This window comes from Collinsella sp. AM40-7AC (assembly GCF_003468125.1).
In the GTDB taxonomy this organism is placed as follows: Bacteria; Actinomycetota; Coriobacteriia; order Coriobacteriales; family Coriobacteriaceae; genus Collinsella; species Collinsella aerofaciens_O.
On the sequence record NZ_QSGK01000004.1, the window covers coordinates 41710 to 54815 of the forward strand.

Annotated in this window: 9 protein-coding genes; 4 read left to right on the forward strand and 5 right to left on the reverse strand. The window is 62.7% G+C overall.

Annotated elements, in window-relative coordinates; genetic code table 11:
• Nucleotides 1-87: 87 nt before the first annotated feature.
• The 3 genes from DW892_RS10565 to DW892_RS04455 form a co-directional block, all read right to left on the reverse strand.
• Nucleotides 88-369, reverse strand: coding sequence for an EamA family transporter (locus tag DW892_RS10565; protein ID WP_233546825.1), 282 nt, complete (start codon nt 367-369; stop codon nt 88-90).
• The gene (locus DW892_RS04450) at nt 369-1022 is read right to left on the reverse strand and encodes a DMT family transporter (RefSeq protein WP_233546829.1); all 654 of its coding nucleotides are present in this window, start codon (nt 1020-1022) and stop codon (nt 369-371) included. The genes DW892_RS10565 and DW892_RS04450 overlap by 1 nt, the downstream gene beginning before the upstream one ends.
• 99 nt (nt 1023-1121) lie before the next feature.
• Nucleotides 1122-4868, reverse strand: a complete 3747-nt coding sequence (locus tag DW892_RS04455) for a phosphoribosylformylglycinamidine synthase (RefSeq protein WP_117765998.1) — start codon at nt 4866-4868, stop codon at nt 1122-1124.
• 184 nt (nt 4869-5052) lie between these two features.
• On the opposite strand from DW892_RS04455, the gene DW892_RS04460 reads away from it, so the two are divergent.
• Nucleotides 5053-6615 carry a cation:proton antiporter gene (locus tag DW892_RS04460; protein WP_117766000.1) on the forward strand — a complete coding sequence of 521 codons (1563 nt, stop codon included), beginning with the start codon at nt 5053-5055 and terminating at the stop codon, nt 6613-6615.
• 280 nt (nt 6616-6895) lie between these two features.
• On the opposite strand, the gene DW892_RS04465 is transcribed toward DW892_RS04460, so the two are convergent.
• Complete coding sequence (locus tag DW892_RS04465) at nt 6896-7645, reverse strand: SDR family NAD(P)-dependent oxidoreductase (RefSeq protein WP_187364982.1); 750 nt, start codon at nt 7643-7645, stop codon at nt 6896-6898.
• Between the two features lie 214 nt (nt 7646-7859).
• Nucleotides 7860-9203, reverse strand: coding sequence for a homoserine dehydrogenase (locus DW892_RS04470; RefSeq protein ID WP_117655181.1), 1344 nt, complete (start codon nt 9201-9203; stop codon nt 7860-7862).
• Between the two features lie 252 nt (nt 9204-9455).
• Here DW892_RS04470 and DW892_RS04475 point away from each other — a divergent pair, with 252 nt between their 5' ends.
• The 3 genes from DW892_RS04475 (at nt 9456) to DW892_RS04485 (ending at nt 13102) form a co-directional block, all read left to right on the forward strand.
• On the forward strand, nt 9456-10622 hold the full coding sequence (locus DW892_RS04475; protein WP_117766002.1) for an ABC transporter substrate-binding protein: 1167 nt from the start codon (nt 9456-9458) through the stop codon (nt 10620-10622).
• A gap of 271 nt (nt 10623-10893) precedes the next feature.
• On the forward strand, nt 10894-12081 hold the full coding sequence (locus DW892_RS04480; protein ID WP_117766004.1) for an ABC transporter substrate-binding protein: 1188 nt from the start codon (nt 10894-10896) through the stop codon (nt 12079-12081).
• A gap of 139 nt (nt 12082-12220) precedes the next feature.
• Nucleotides 12221-13102 carry a branched-chain amino acid ABC transporter permease gene (locus DW892_RS04485; RefSeq protein WP_099432746.1) on the forward strand — a complete coding sequence of 294 codons (882 nt, stop codon included), beginning with the start codon at nt 12221-12223 and terminating at the stop codon, nt 13100-13102.
• The last annotated feature ends 4 nt before the right edge of the window (nt 13103-13106 follow it).

Genomic DNA, 13106 nt, shown 5'->3' on the forward strand with positions numbered 1-13106 from the left:
ACGCTTGCGTGCGTGGCGGCCCTCAGCTTACCGATGTACTCCATTAAACTAAAGTGTGCGAACGCCATTCCTAAAAAGGTGAGCTCGCTAGGCCTTTTTAGGCCTGTTGACGATGATGATGCCGCCGCAGACCAACAGCAGGGCAACGATGACGGTAACGGGGCTCGTGCCGGCGCCCTCGCCGAGCAGCAGCGCGCTCAGCAGCACACCAAAGACGGGGTTCATAAACCCAAAGACCGAGACGCGGCTGACGGGGTTGACGGCAAGCAGGCGCGACCATAGCGAGTACGCGACGGCGGAGATGAGTGCCATATAGATAATGAGCGCGATGGCGGGGATGATCGCGGTGGGGGAGAGCGTGCCGCCCATCAAAACCCGATGACGGTAAGGACCAGGCCGCCGACCAAGAACTGCCACCCGGCAAGCAAGACGCCGTCATGCTCGCGCGAGAAGATGCCAATGAGGCAGGTCGAAAGGGCACCCGCGATGGTGGAGGCCAGGATAAAGCCCTCGCCGTCGAGCGTAAAGCCAAAGGTACCGTTCGCGCCCGAAAGGTTGACGAGCGCGACGCCGGCAAAGCCCAGCACACAGCCTAGTACCTTGGCCGCATCGAGCTTTTCGGTGCGAAACGCCAGGGCGGCAAAGAGGATGGCTAGGAAGTTGGCGCTGGCCTCGATGATGGAGCTCGACATGGCGCTGGCGCGCGAGAGTCCCAGGTAGAAAAAGAAGTACTGCCCGATCGTCTGGAAGAGTGACAAGACAAAGATGGGCTTGATATCGCGTGCCTGTGGGACGAGCAGACGGCGCTGGGCCACGCTCATGCCAACAACGACCAGCATGCCGGCAAGGGTGAAGCGCAGACCCGCGAAGAGCAGCTGCGAGGCGCTGTCGTGCGCGGGAATGCCAAAGAGCGCGTAGCCGATCTTGATGCAGGGGAAGGCGGAGCCCCAGAGCGCGCAGCAAACGAGACAGCCCAGGATGAGTCCGGGCAGGGTGGCGAGATACGGCTTGCGGCTTTCCATGATGTCCTTCCTACATGCGCGAAGCAAAAAAGAACCCGCCACCGGATGTGTCGGTGGCGGGTGTTGTTACCCGAGGGGATTGTACCCGATGGGAAAGCTTTAAGCGAAGTAGGCTACGCCGCTCTCAAAGATCGGCATGAACTTGTCGCCGGGGACATGCTCGGGCACGTTGCGGTACAGGTTGTCGCCGCGACGCTCGGCATGGCCCATCTTGCCCAGGACGCGGCCGTCGGGGCTCGTGATGCCCTCGATGGCAAGTGCGGAGCCGTTGGGGTTGATGGAAAGGTCCATGCTCGGCTTGCCGTCCTCGCCCACGTACTGCGTAGCGACCTGGCCGTTGGCGATCAGCTGGGCGAGCGCCTCGTCATTGGCGACAAAGCGGCCCTCGCCGTGGCTGATGGCGACGGTGTAGGGGTCGTCGAGGCTGCACTGCGACAGCCACGGGGACAGGTTGGACGAGATGCGGGTGCGCACCAGGCGGCTCTGATGGCGACCGATGGTGTTGAACGTCAGCGTGGGCGCATCGGGCGTGGCGTCGACGATATCGCCGTAGGGCACCAGGCCGAGCTTGACCAGGGCCTGGAAGCCGTTGCAGATGCCCAGCATCAGGCCGTCGCGGGCCTTGAGCAGGTCGCGGACTGCCTCGGTGACCTCGGGAGCGCGGAAGAACGCCGTGATGAACTTGGCGGAGCCGTCGGGCTCGTCACCGCCCGAGAAGCCGCCGGGGATCATGACGATCTGGCTTGCACGGATGCGGCGGGCAAGCTCGTGGGTGCTTTCGGCAACAGCCTCGGGCGTGAGGTTGTTGATCACGAAGGTGTCGGCCTCGGCGCCGGCGGCGCGGAAGGCGCGGGCGCTGTCGTACTCGCAGTTGTTGCCGGGGAACACCGGGATAATCACGCGCGGGCGGGCAATCTTGGCGCCGCCGTACACGTGGATATCCTTGGTGCGATAGTCGATGGTCTCGACCTCGGGCTGCTCGCCGGTGCTGCGGTAGGCAAAGACACCCTCGATGCCGCTCTCCCAGGCCTCTTGGAGCTCGGAGAGCTCGATGACCTCGGAGCCGGTGTCGATGACATAGCCCTCGACGGTGGTACCCAGGGGCTCGACGACAACGCCGTTGGCGACCTCGGGCAGCTCGGCGTCATCGGCGAGCTCGACGATAAAGCTGCCGTAGAGCGGGGTGAAGAGGCTCTCCACGTCCACGTCCTCGGCAAGCTCGATGCCGATCTGGTTACCGACGCACATCTTAAAGAGGCTCTCAGCGCCGCAGCCGTAGCCGGGCGTGGAGACGGCCAGGGCGTCGCCGGTAGCAGTGAGCGCCTCGACGGCGTCAAACACGGCGAGCAGCTGCTGAGCGTCGGGGCGGTAGTCCTCGCCGTAGGTGGCGGGGGCGATGCGGACGACGCGGTGCGTCAGGCCCTTGAACTCGGGCGAGACGGCGCGGGTGGCCTTGCCCACGGCCACGGCGAAGCTGATGAGGGTCGGCGGAACGTTGAGCTCGCCGGCCTCGTCCTCAAAGGAGCCGCTCATGGAGTCCTTGCCGCCGATGGCGCCGGCACCCAGATCGACCTGGGCCATAAGGGCACCCAGGACGGCTGCCATGGGCTTGCCCCAACGCTCGGCCTCGGTGCGCAGGCGCTCGAAGTACTCCTGGAAGGAGAGGTAGGCGCGCTTGTGCTCAAAGCCGGCGGCAACGAGCTTGGCGATGGACTCGACTACGGACAGGTAGGCGCCCGCAAACTGGTCGGCCTCCATCAGGTAGGGGTTGAAGCCCCATGCCATAGCGCTCGCCGTGGTGGTCTCGCCGTCCACGGGGAACTTGGCGACCATGGCCGAGCTGGGGGTGAGCTGCGTCTTGCCGCCAAAGGGCATGAGCACGGTCGCGGCACCGATGGTGGAGTCAAAGCGCTCGGAAAGGCCCTTGTTGGAGGCGACGTTGAGGTCGGTGACAAGCGAGGTCATGCGCTCGGCAAGCGTGGTGCCGGCCCAGCTGGGCTGCCACACGCTACGGGCGCAGACGTGGGCGACCTGGTGCTTGGGTGCACCGTTGGAGTTGAGGAACTCACGGGACAGGTCGACGATGGCGACGCCGTTCCAGGCCATGCGCATGCGCGGCTCGGCGGTAACCTCGGCGATAACGGTCGCCTCGAGGTTCTCCTCGGCGGCGTAACCCATGAACTCCTCGACGTCACCGTCGGCGACGGCGCAGGCCATGCGCTCCTGGGACTCGGAAATGGCGAGCTCGGTGCCGTCCAGGCCGTCGTACTTCTTGGTCACGGTATCAAGGTCGACATACAGGCCGTCGGCAAGCTCGCCCACGGCGACCGAGACACCGCCGGCGCCAAAGTCGTTGCAGCGCTTGATCAGACGGCAGGCATCACCGCGGCGGAACAGTCGCTGCAGCTTGCGCTCGACCGGGGCGTTGCCCTTCTGGACCTCGGCACCCGAGGTCTCGATGGACTCGGTGTTCTGGGTCTTGGAGGAGCCGGTGGCACCGCCGATGCCGTCACGGCCGGTGCGGCCACCCAGCAGGATGATCTTGTCGGTGGGGGCGGGGCACTCGCGGCGCACGTGGTTTGCCGGGGTAGCGCCCACGACGGCGCCGACCTCCATGCGCTTGGCCACGTAGCCGGGGTGATAGAGCTCGTTGACCTGGCCGGTGGCAAGGCCGATCTGGTTGCCGTAGCTGGAGTAGCCGGCGGCAGCGGTGGTTACGAGCTTGCGCTGCGGCAGCTTGCCCTCGAGCGTCTCGGACACGGGGACGGTGGGGTCGCCGGCGCCGGTGACACGCATGGCCTGGTACACGTAGCTGCGGCCCGAGAGCGGGTCGCGGATGGCGCCGCCCACGCAGGTGGCGGCACCGCCGAAGGGCTCAATCTCGGTCGGGTGGTTGTGGGTCTCGTTCTTAAAGAGGAACAGCCAGTCCTGGTCCTCGCCATCGACATCGACCTTTACCTTGACGGTGCAGGCGTTGATCTCCTCGGATTCGTCGACATCGGTCATGACGCCGGTCTTCTTGAGGTACTTGGCGCCGATGGTGCCCATGTCCATGAGGCAGACGGGCTTAGCGTCGCGGCCGAGTTCGTGGCGCATCTCCATGTAGCGGTCGAAGGCCTGCTGCACCACGGCGTCGTCGATCGTCACGTCGTCCAGGACGGTGCCGAAGGTGGTGTGGCGGCAGTGGTCGGACCAGTAGGTGTCGATCACACGGATCTCGGTGATGGTGGGGTCGCGGTCCTCATCGCGGAAGTACTGCTGGCAGAAGGCGATGTCCGCTTCGTCCATGGCGAGACCGCGCTCGGAAATAAAGGCGGCAAGGCCGGCCTCGTCGAGCTCACGGAAACCGTCGAGCACCTCGACGGGCTGGGGCTCGGGGGTCTCTATGTACAGCGTCTCGGGCAGGTCGAGCGAGGCGATGCGCGCCTCGACGGGGTTCACCACGTAGTGCTTGATGGCATCGATGGCGGCCTCGTCCAGAGCGCCCGAGATCATATAGACCTTGGCGGAGCGCACGGCGGGGCGCTCGCCCTGGCTGATGAGCTGCACGCACTCGCTGGCGGAGTCGGCGCGCTGGTCAAACTGGCCAGGCAGGAATTCGACGGCAAAGACGGCGCCATCGCTTGCGGGGAGCTCGTCGTAGGTCACATCGACCTGGGGCTCGCTAAAGACGGTCGGCACGCAGGAGCGGAAAAGCTCCTCGTCGATGCCCTCGACGTCGTAGCGGTTGATAATCCTCAGGGCCTCGATGCCCTTGATGCCGAGAATTTCGGTCAGCTCGCCCTTGAGCTGCTGAGCCTCGACGTCGAACCCGGGTTTCTTCTCCACGTAGATACGAGAGACCATTGGTTCCTGCCTTCCTGATCGGTTGGGCGTACGGTACGGTATGCGGCAGCGGTCGGTTTACGGGGCAAGCCTCGCGGTCGCCTTGAGCCACATGTTTGTAAACCTCACTATGATACGACAGCTCGTGGCGCGTTGAGGACGGCGAGGGTGCTACAGTGATGCGCAATCAAGAGAAAGGCATCACATGGCATTCGTTTCGCTCGCCATCATCGCACTCGTGGCCTTTGCGAGTCCTTTTATCGCCTCGGCGATTCCTGGAAAACCCGTTCCCGAGACGGTCTTTTTGCTCGTGCTCGGTGCGGTGCTGGGACCCCATATGCTCGGCGTCATCCATGTAGATGCCGAGGTCTCGCTTGTGTCCGAGCTCGGTCTGGCCTTCTTGTTCCTGCTTGCCGGCTTTGAGATCGACCCCAAGAGCATCACGGGCGTCGAGGGGCGCTACGGCTTGGCGACGTGGGTCGTCACGTTTGGTATCGCCTGGCTTGCCGTGCGCTTTACCCCGTGGTTCTCGGTCAGTCATTTCGACGGTATCGCCGTGACGCTTGCCCTCACTTCTACGGCGCTCGGCACGCTCGTGCCCATTATGCGTGAGCGCTCGCTCACCGGCACACGCGTGGGCGACTCGATTCTCGCGTATGGCACCTGGGGCGAGCTCGGCCCTGTGCTCGCCATGTCGGTGCTGCTGTCTGCCCGCACTGGCATCCAAACGCTCGTAATCCTTGGCTTGTTTGCGGTGGTTTGCGTGTTGCTGGCCGTGGTCCCGAGCCGCTCCAAGCGCGTCGGCAGCCGCTTCTTTGCGTTTGTTGAGGAGCGCGCCGATACCACGTCGCAGACCTTCGTGCGCCTGACGGTGCTCATCCTGGTCACGCTCGTGGCGTTCTCAGCTGTCTTTGATCTCGACATCGTGTTGGGTTCTTTTGCCGCCGGCTTTGTCCTGCGCTATATCATCCCCGAGGGCAACCATACGCTCGAGACCAAGCTCGATGGCCTGGCCTACGGCTTTTTGATTCCGGTGTTCTTTACCGTATCGGGCGCAAAGATCGACCTGACGGCCGTGGTGTCGCGCCCGGGCTTGCTTGCGGGCTTTATCGTGGCGTTGCTGATTATTCGTGCCGTGCCCATTCTTATTTCTATGAGCATTTGTCCTGCGACGCGCGATGTGTCGGCGTATGGCCGCATTACCGTGGCCCTGTACTGCACCACGGCCCTGCCGATCATCGTTGCCGTGACAAGCGTTGCCGTCAACGCGGGCGCGTTGTCGCAAGACATCGCGTCGGTTATGGTTGCCGCCGGCGCCATCACGGTGTTCTTGATGCCGCTGCTCGCGCAGCTCTTCTACCGCGTGGTGGATGCTGCGCCGGTCGCCGCCGTGGCAGAAGTTGCCGAGCATCCATCCGATGCGCTCGACATCCTGCGCGCCCATCACGATTTGGCGAGCCTGCTCGCACGCGAGCACGAGCTGCTGACCTCGCATGGTCACGGTCGCACGCTCGACGGCATACCTACCCTTGATTCCATTGCCGACCGCCTCTCGGCCGAGGCGGCAAGCGGGCACATCGATGCCCGTATCGTGGACGCCGCCCATTTACTGGCCGAAAAGACTTACGGCGACGAGATCGACCCCGGCAAGCTCACCCCGCGTGAGCGCCGCCGCCTGGAGCGCGCCAAGCTCGCCGTGCGCGAATACCGCCGCCGCATGCTGGAGCTTTACGCACACGAAGAGGCCCAGGACGACGACGGCAGGTAGCCAACGCCGCCGCGGAAAATGCGTCCCGGAATTGGCGTCCAGAGTGGGACGTGCTTTCCGCGAGAGGCCCGTTGCGGAAAGCGTGTCCCAGAATCCGCGCCCAGAATGGGACATAGTTTCCGAAAAAGGCCCTGAGGGAAGTTTCGCCCCGTTCTGAGCTGAAATACCGGGACGCAGTTTCCCATACAAACAGAACAAAGGCGCGCCGCCTGCAGTTGATGCAGGAAGCGCGCCTTTTAGTTGAGCAATGTTGAGGCTGGGAGCTGAGGCTTGTGGCCCCCTAGGAGCGGGCGGCTCCGTCGACGGGGAGTACGGCGCCCGTGACATAGGAGGACATGTCGCTCGCCAGGAAAACAAAGGCGTTGGCGACATCCTCGGGCTCGCCCATGCGACCCAGCGGAATGGTGGCGATGATGGGCTTGATGACCTCTTCGGGCAGGTTGGCGACCATATCGGTCTTGGTCACGCCGGGTGCGACGGCATTGACGCGAATGCCCATGGGGGCGAGCTCGCGCGAGAGCGACTGGACCATGCCGTTGACGGCGAACTTGGACGTGGGATAGCCGACGCCGGAGGGCTGGCCATACTTGGCGACCATTGAGCTCGTGGTGGTGATGGTGCCGCCGTGGCCGGCCTCGGTCATGATTTTGGCAGCAGCCTGGTGACCATTAAAGACGGCGACGACATTGAGGTCCATGACCTTTGCAAACTCCTCGGCCGTGTAATCCAAAAGGGGCGAGCGCTGGGAGATGCCGGCATTGTTGACGACCGTGTCCAAGCCGCCCATATCGGCGGCAGCCTGGGTAAAGGCCTCAGTTACGGCCTCGAGCGAGGTGAGGTCGCAGGAGCGGCCCCAAACCTTGGCCTCGGGATAGGCGGCTGCCAGCTTCTCAACGGCTGCGTCGGCAGTCTCCTGGCGCGAGCCAAAGACCGTGACGGCGGCGCCTTCCTCGATAAAACGGCAGGCGATGGCATAGCCGATTCCGCGCGTGCCTCCGGTGATGATTGCTTTCTTGCCCTTGAGCAACATGGTGCCTCCATTCTTCGGGGGTGGACGTACGCAGCACAGCGTAGCGGTAGCCGGAATCGGCCGCGTTTGCATATCGGTGAACGGTAACCCGCGTTACCGATGAGCGGCTCGCGCAAACGTGCTCTGCCGTTGTGCTTAGGGCAGGAGACAAAAGGGCTCCCGTCCCACATCGGACGGGAGCCCTCAAAGCGCGTATTGCTTGGCGAGCGTTGGGTTAGTTCGCCATGACGCCTTCGGTCCAAGCCTCGACGTCCTCGATGCGCAGGACGTTGGCGACCTCGGCCACGCAGTCGACGCTGGCAAGCTCGGCGGCGGCAGCCTGGACGTCCTTCTCGAGCGCGCGGTGCGTCAGGAAGATGACCGAGCAGGCATCGCTGACGCCCGACTTGCCGTCCTCGACCTGGTTGATGAGCGAGATCGAGATGTTGTGCTTGGCAAAGATATCGACCGTCTCGGACAGGGCGCCCACGCGGTCGGCGACCTTCAGGCGCACATAGTACTTGGTCTGGAGCTCGTCCATGGGCTTAAAGGCGAGGTTGTGGCCATAGGGCTCAATCTCGGGCAGCGGAGCCACGCCGCGGCTGATCTGCTCGGAGAGCGACAGGATATCGCCCACGACGGCACTCGCGGTGGGGAAGGAGCCTGCGCCCGCGCCGTAGAACATGGTCTCGCCCACGGCGTCGCCTACCACGTAGACAGCGTTCATGGCGCCGTTGACCTTGGCGAGCATATGGTCTGCCGGGATGAGCGTGGGGTGCACGCGGACGTCGACGCCGGCGTCGGTGTTGCGGGCGATGCCCAACAGCTTGATGGTGTAGCCGAGCTCGCGGGCCTGGGCGATGTCCTCGGCACCGATGGTGCGGATGCCCTGCTGGTATACGTCGTCGGTGGTCACGCGGGTGCCAAAGCCGATGGAGGCGAGGATCGCCGTCTTGCTGGCGGCATCGAAACCGTCGACGTCGGCGGACGGGTCGGCCTCGGCATAGCCCTTGGCCTGCGCGTCGGCAAGCACATCGGCGTAATCGGCGCCCTCGGCGTCCATGCGCGACAGGATGTAGTTGGTGGTGCCGTTGAGGATGCCGGCGATGGTCAGGATCTTGTTGCCCACCAGGTCGTGCTCAAGCGTGCTCACAATGGGGATGCCACCGCCGCAGCTGGCCTCGCACTTAATCTGCACGCCGCACGCGCGCGCCTTCTCGGCGAGCGTCTCGACATGACGGCCCAGCAGGGCCTTGTTGGCAGAGACGACGTGCTTGCCGTTCTCGAAGGCGGTGGTGAAGATCTCGGTTGCGGGATGCTCGCCGCCGATGAGCTCGACGACGATATCGACGGCAGGGTCGGTGACGACGTCATGCCAGTCACTCGTAAAGGCCTCGCGCTCAATGCCTGCCGCCTCGGCCTGCTCCCAAGCAAGCGCGCAGGCGCGGGTCAGCTTAAGGTCGATGCCGTAGGCTGCCAGGTACTCATCGTGGTGGCTCTTGATCAGACGGGCCACGCCGCCGCCGACGGTTCCCAGACCGATCAGACCGACGTTCACGGTGCGCAGGGGTTCGCTCATAGATAGCTCCTTCGTGCATCTTATGGATGGATTAACCGCTTAAAGGTTGAGTGCATTCTAGCGTGAAGTGCGGGCGCGTGCTTGTCAGGCAGCGGGAGCTGCACAAAACGCTACCCTCGAAACGCTGCGGAAACATTGGAAACATGCTCGCTACAAACGGAACTCCGTAACAAACTGTCAACGTTTGCGCCATAAGGTTTGCCCCGTACCGCAAGACGGCCGCACTGCGGCCAGCGAAAAAAGGGGGACACCATGTTCAACATCAACAGCACACTCAGCCGTAGGAACTTTCTCGCCGGCGCTGCAGCGCTCGGCAACACCGCCGCACTCGCTGGTTGCTCGTCGGGTGGCTCGGACGGCGGCTCCGCCGATGACGGCAAGACCTTCAAGATTGGTGTCATCGGCCCTCTGACCGGCGCCGCGGCAACCTATGGCGTCTCGGCCGAGAAGGGCGCCAAGCTTGCCGCCAAGGATTTCTCGACCAAGGACCTCAAGCTCTCGATTAAGTCCGAGGATGACGTCGCCGACGGCGAGAAGGCTATCAACGCCTTCAATACCCTGTGCGATTGGGGCATGCAGGCGCTCGTCGGCCCCGTCACGACTGGTGCCGCCGTCGCCGTCTCAGGCGAGATTGCCGACGATATGCTCATGGTTACGCCTTCGGCCTCGTCGCTCGACGTTACCAAGGATAAGACCACCGTCTTCCAGGTTTGTTTTACCGACCCCACCATGGGCGCCAGCGCTGCCAAGTTTTTGGCCGAGAAGTACGCAGATGCCAAGATTGCCCTGTTCTACAACTCCGGCGATACGTATAGCTCGGGCGTTGCCGATGCCTTTGCCGAGCAGGCCAAGGCATCCAAGCTCGACATCGTCGATACCGAGACCTTTAAGGACGATTCCGCCACGAGCTTTACCAACCAGCTGACCAAGGCCAAGGAGGCCGGCGCTACGCTCATCTTTGCGCCGATCTACTACACGCCGGCGTCCGTCCTGCTCAAGAACGCCAAGGACATGGGCTACGACATGACGCTCATGGGTACCGATGGCATGGACGGCCTGCTCTCCGTTGAGGGCTTCGATACCTCTCTTGCCGAGGGCGTGCTGCTCATGACCCCGTTCTCTGCTGACGATGAGAAGAATGCCGACTTCGTCAAGGCATATAAGGACGCCTACAACGAGACGCCCAACCAGTTTGCCGCCGACGCCTATGACTGCGTCCACGCGATTGTCGAGGCAATCGATAAGGCAGACATCGACATTACGGCCGACGGTGCCGACATTGCCGGCGATCTTGCCCGCGCCATGCGCAAGATCAAGATCGAGGGCCTGACGGGCGAGCTGACGTGGAACGACGAGGGCCAGGTCGAAAAGCCCGCTACGGCCTATGTGATTCAGGACGGCAAGTACATCGCCGCCTAGGTGCGCACAAAACGCGACCGGTGAAGCTGTTTAAATCAGGGCAGGGGCGCTTGTAACAGAACGGAAACAATACTTTCACACAATAAAGTGTCTAAACTGCATAAACCCACAGAAATACGCATGAATATGGATAAATGGACAAAACAAAAGAAAAGTTGAAATAATCGCCACTTTTCCTAACTAAAGCGTCTACTATTTTGCGAACGCCGAACACGGCGCAGGATGGCCTGTCGGGTAACCGAAACCCGACGAGATTTGAGAGGAGAGCCGCATGTCGAGCCTCACCGGTAAGTCATTGAACCCTGTTATGAATCGCAGGAGCGTTATCGCGAGCGCAGCAGGTCTGGGGGCGATGTCCATTCTAGCTGGCTGCTCCTCCAACGGCGGCGACAGCGGTTCCGCGTCGGGCGACGCTTCGTTTAAGATCGGCACCATCGGCCCGCTGACCGGCGCCAACGCGTCCTACGGCAAGTCCGTTACACAGGCTGTCGAGCTTGGCTGCAAGGATTTCTCGACTAAGGAGCTGCCGCTTGTCAGCAAGGCCGAGGACGACCAGGCTGACGGCGAGAAGGCCGTCAACGCCTTCAACACCCTGCTCGACTGGGGCATGCAGGCCCTCGTCGGTCCGACCACCACGGGTGCGTCGGTCGCCGTTGCCGCCGAGTGCGGCAACGACCCCGAGACGTTCATGATCACCCCGTCCGCGTCCTCCGAGGACGTTACCAAGGGCAAGGATTGCGTCTTCCAGGTTTGCTTTACCGACCCCAACCAAGGTGTCAACGCTGCCAAGTTCCTGGCAGAGAAGTATGCGAACGAGAAGTTCGTGCTGTTCTATAACTCCGGCGACGCCTATTCTTCGGGCATCGCAGATTCCTTTAAGGCCCAGGCCGCTAAGTCTAAGCTTGAGATTGTCGACGAGGAGACCTTTAAGGACGACTCCGCCACGAGCTTTACCAACCAGCTGACCAAGGCCAAGCAGGCCGGCGCCACCATGATCTTTGCGCCGATCTACTACACGCCGGCGTCCGTCCTGCTCAAGAACGCCAAGGACATGGGCTACGACGTCAAGATGATGGGCTGCGACGGCATGGACGGCATCCTGGGCGTTGAGGGCTTCGACACCTCTCTGGCCGAGGGTCTGCTGCTCATGACCCCGTTCTCCGCCGACGACGAGAAGAACGCCGACTTCGTCAACGCTTACAAGGATAAGTACGGCGATACCCCCGACCAGTTTGCCGCCGACGCCTACGACGGCGTGCATGCTGTGGTCGAGGCTCTCAAGGAGGCCGGCCTGGGCGTCGACGCCGACCCCACCGAGGTTGCCGAGAAGCTTCCCGAGGCCATGCGCAACATTACCGTTGACGGCCTGACTGGCAAGCTCTCCTGGAACGACAAGGGTCAGGTCCAGAAGGACCCGACGGCGTACGTCATTACCGACGGCAAGTACGTACAGGCCTAATAGGCCGCCTTACATAGAGCGGTTTTGATCCCAAGCAGGGGAGGTTTTGGCCTTCCCTGCTTGCTTGGTATCTAGGGACGATGTAACGTCCCTGTTTCATACATCAACTGGAAACCTATTCGAAAGGGGGATGTGGAACATGACGGTCTTTATCCAATACCTGGTCAACGGCCTGTCCATGGGCAGCGTCTACGCCATCATCGCGTTGGGCTACACCATGGTCTACGGTATCGCCAAGATGCTCAACTTCGCTCACGGCGACGTCATCATGGTCGGTGCCTATGTCTCGTTCTGTGCCACGTCGTATCTCGGCCTCCCGGGCTGGGCATCTGTAGTTCTCTCTTGTGTGGTCTGCACGGTTCTCGGTGTTCTCATCGAGGGTCTGGCATACAAGCCGCTGCGCCAGGCGGGCCCTCTGGCCGTTCTGATCACGGCCATCGGCGTGTCTTACTTCCTGCAGAACGCCGCGCAGCTTCTGTGGGGCGCCACGCCCAAGAACTTCACTTCGCTCGTCACCTTCCAGGTGCCGGAGTTCTTGGCCAAGTTCAACGTAAGCGCCGTCTCGCTCGTCACCATCGTCGCCTGCCTGGTTATCATGGCCGGTCTGATGTTCTTTACAGGTAAGACCAAGATGGGCAAAGCCATGCGCGCCGTGTCCGAGGACAAGGCCGCCGCTCAGCTCATGGGCATCAACGTCAACCGCACCATTTCGATGACGTTTGCCATCGGCTCCGCCCTTGCCGCCATCGCCGGCGTGCTGCTGTGCTCCTACTCGCCGGTGCTGCAGCCCACGACGGGTGCCATGCCTGGCATCAAGGCCTTCGATGCCGCTGTCTTCGGTGGCATCGGCTCCATCCCCGGCGCCTTTGTCGGTGGCATTCTCATCGGTATCATCGAGGCGATGGCACAGGCTTATATTTCCACGAGCCTTGCCAACTCCATCGTCTTTGGTGTTTTGATCATCGTCCTGCTCGTCAAGCCTGCTGGCCTCTTGGGCAAGTACGTCCCCGAGAAGGTGTAGGTGA

What these genes read in the sequence shown, in the direction of transcription:
- DW892_RS04480 (WP_117766004.1), top strand. Translation starts at nt 10,894, where the DNA reads ATGTCGAGCCTCACCGGTAAGTCATTGAACCCTGTTATGAATCGCAGG.
- DW892_RS04460 (WP_117766000.1), top strand. Translation starts at nt 5,053, where the DNA reads ATGGCATTCGTTTCGCTCGCCATCATCGCACTCGTGGCCTTTGCGAGT.
- DW892_RS04470 (WP_117655181.1), bottom strand. Translation starts at nt 9,203, where the DNA reads ATGAGCGAACCCCTGCGCACCGTGAACGTCGGTCTGATCGGTCTGGGA.
- DW892_RS04450 (WP_233546829.1), bottom strand. Translation starts at nt 1,022, where the DNA reads ATGGAAAGCCGCAAGCCGTATCTCGCCACCCTGCCCGGACTCATCCTG.
- DW892_RS04455 (WP_117765998.1), bottom strand. Translation starts at nt 4,868, where the DNA reads ATGGTCTCTCGTATCTACGTGGAGAAGAAACCCGGGTTCGACGTCGAG.
- DW892_RS10565 (WP_233546825.1), bottom strand. Translation starts at nt 369, where the DNA reads ATGGGCGGCACGCTCTCCCCCACCGCGATCATCCCCGCCATCGCGCTC.
- DW892_RS04485 (WP_099432746.1), top strand. Translation starts at nt 12,221, where the DNA reads ATGACGGTCTTTATCCAATACCTGGTCAACGGCCTGTCCATGGGCAGC.
- DW892_RS04475 (WP_117766002.1), top strand. Translation starts at nt 9,456, where the DNA reads ATGTTCAACATCAACAGCACACTCAGCCGTAGGAACTTTCTCGCCGGC.
- DW892_RS04465 (WP_187364982.1), bottom strand. Translation starts at nt 7,645, where the DNA reads ATGTTGCTCAAGGGCAAGAAAGCAATCATCACCGGAGGCACGCGCGGA.